The 2190-nt window shown below is 68.4% G+C and carries 1 protein-coding gene and 2 pseudogenes; 1 reads left to right on the top strand and 2 read right to left on the bottom strand.

Going from position 1 to position 2190, the window contains the following annotated elements; genetic code table 11:
• Positions 1-312, top strand: a pseudogene (locus tag AX685_RS22500) (hypothetical protein); the annotation flags it as partial.
• Between the two features lie 527 nt (positions 313-839).
• Here the strand turns inward: AX685_RS22500 and AX685_RS09440 are convergent.
• On the bottom strand, positions 840-1964 hold the full coding sequence (locus AX685_RS09440) for a M14 family metallopeptidase (protein WP_066487892.1): 1125 nt from the start codon (positions 1962-1964) through the stop codon (positions 840-842).
• Positions 1961-2190: pseudogene (locus AX685_RS22495) on the bottom strand (DUF4136 domain-containing protein); the annotation flags it as partial. The gene AX685_RS09440 and the pseudogene AX685_RS22495, both read right to left, overlap by 4 nt.

Below are 2190 nucleotides of genomic sequence, written 5' to 3'. Positions count from 1 at the left end.
GGCGCGGCGGGCGCGGATGCGGCGGTGGTGGTGCGCTGCGATCGCGGCGCGCGCGCGCTGTACCTGTCGCGCGCGGGCCGCGCGACCGGCGCCTTCACGATCCGCACCACCAGTATGACGCGCGCGCTGGCGGTGCAGCCGACCGGCGGCGCGCTGCCCTATGTCGCGGTGCGGCTGGCGGCCGACGACCGGCTGCTGGATGCGATGATCTTCTCTCGCGGGCGATTCACGATCGAGCAGCCGGGCACCGCGCCGACGGTGCTGCCGCCCTGGGCGGAGCTGGCGCGAGTAGTGGAGGATTGCCGCGGCTGATGCAGCGTCGGCGAAGGGCGGGAGAATCGTCGAAACGCGCGCATAATACAAGACTTGCATGCACGCCCCGAACCCCTCACATTGGACCTGCGATCTTCAGATCGCGCTCGTTATCAACCAGCGAAAGGAGGTGATCCGATGTCTCATGGTTCAGCAATGGGGTCGGTTCAGTTCGTTCGGGGGACGCGCTTCTGACAGGTTGATCGTCGTGGGGGGTATCCTCCCCCGGTAACACGGCGATCGATGTGTCGGAGGCCTGCATGGTCTCCCGGGCTGGAGCTCTCCGGCCGCTGACCATGTTTAGGGGTTGTCGGGCGCCCGTCAGCGGGCGTTCGGCAACCTCTTCTCATATGTGGTTCCGATGGCCCCGCCTGGGCCGGTCGACGATCCTCGCCCCGGTCCCTTCCACGTCGCTCAAGAGAGCACTGTTCCGGGGTCTACCGATCCGCGCCAACATCCCTTACCCGTATCAGGCACGGTGGATGCGGGAACACGTCCGGCATGACGGGAAGAGCGCCGGGACGGCCTTACAACGTGCCGATCATCTCCGTCAGCACCTCCAGGCACGATACCCCCAGTTGCGCCGATCGCTCGCCGCTCCAGCCGAAGGTCGCGTCCGGGTTCGGATCGTGGTCCTTGAACGGCATCTCCAGCGTCACCGATACCGCGCCGAACCGCTCGGCCAGCTGGTTGGTCGACATCGACAGGTTGGCCTTGCCCGGTGCGGCCTTGTCATAGCCCTTCTCGGTCTGGAAATCGGCGGTATGCGCCGCCAGCCGCCGGCCGAAGTCGGTGAACAACGCGCCCTGCCGCTCGGTCCACGACGGGATGCCTTCGAACCCGGCGATGAAATTGGCCGCGATCGCCTCGTCGCCATGGACGTCGAGCGCGAAGTCGACGCCGGTGCGATCCATTTCCGCCAGCACGCACAATACCTCGGGCGACCGCTCGGCGCTGGGCGCGTGCCATTCGCGGTTCAGGTTCACCCCTGCCGCATTGGTACGCAGATGCCCGCGGCGGGTGCCGTCGGGGTTCATGTTGGGCACGACATGCACTGTCGCCGCCGCCAGCAGCGGGGCGGCCGCATCGCTGGTCAACCAGTCGAGCGCGCCGTCCATCCACCATTCGGCCATCGATTCGCCCGGATGCTGGCGCGCATACAGCCACACCTGCTTGGCGCCGGCGCCGATGCGCAGGTAATCGATCGCCTGCCCGTCCAGCGTCTGCCCAAGTTCGCGGTGCGTAACGCCGGGGCGCGCGGCGATCCGCGCGACCAGCCGGGCGTGCTGTTCCATCGTATAGGGCGCGAAATAGGCGAACCACGCCAGGTCGCCGCCGGTCGCGGGCCAGTCGAATTCCAGCACGCCGTCGGCGTAGCGCGTGTCGATCATCGGCCAACGCGCCAGATCGGTCGACGCGCGCGTGCGATAGCCGGGCCAGCCGAACGGATAGGCGCTGTGCCCCGCGTTCACGATGCGGAACGTCGTCGGCTTCCCCGCCAGCCCGGCGGCGCGGAAATAGAACCACTGGTAGAAATCCGACTGGTGATCGCGAACGATCTCCACGTCGCAGCGGCGCGTCGCCCCCGAATCGTCGATTGCGACGACGCGGATGTTCCCGCCATCGAAGGCGGCATTGATGGTCAGGGTCATTTCACCTCGATCGTCCGGCCCGATTCGCCGGGAAAGTCCTTGAACAGCGCCGACGCCAGCCGCGCGGCGACCGATGCGACGTCGGCGTCGGGGGCGCTGGTGTCGGTCAGCGACTGCGCCTGCCCTTCCCAGATCGCGTCGCCGCCCTGCCGGATGCGCACCGCCAGCTCGGTGACGATCGCGCCGCGGCCAGCCCCGCCGCCGCCGACCGGGAAGCTGACCCCGC

It is taken from the genome of Sphingomonas sp. CCH9-F2 (assembly GCF_001556735.1).
Classification (GTDB): domain Bacteria; phylum Pseudomonadota; class Alphaproteobacteria; order Sphingomonadales; family Sphingomonadaceae; genus Sphingomonas; species Sphingomonas ginsenosidimutans.
The sequence above is the reverse complement of the archived record's forward strand: the minus strand, read 5'-3'. Positions and strand labels throughout refer to the sequence as shown.

Bases quoted from the DNA above. Each gene is read 5' to 3' on its own strand.
- AX685_RS09440 (WP_066487892.1), bottom strand. From the start codon at position 1,964: ATGACCCTGACCATCAATGCCGCCTTCGATGGCGGGAACATCCGCGTC.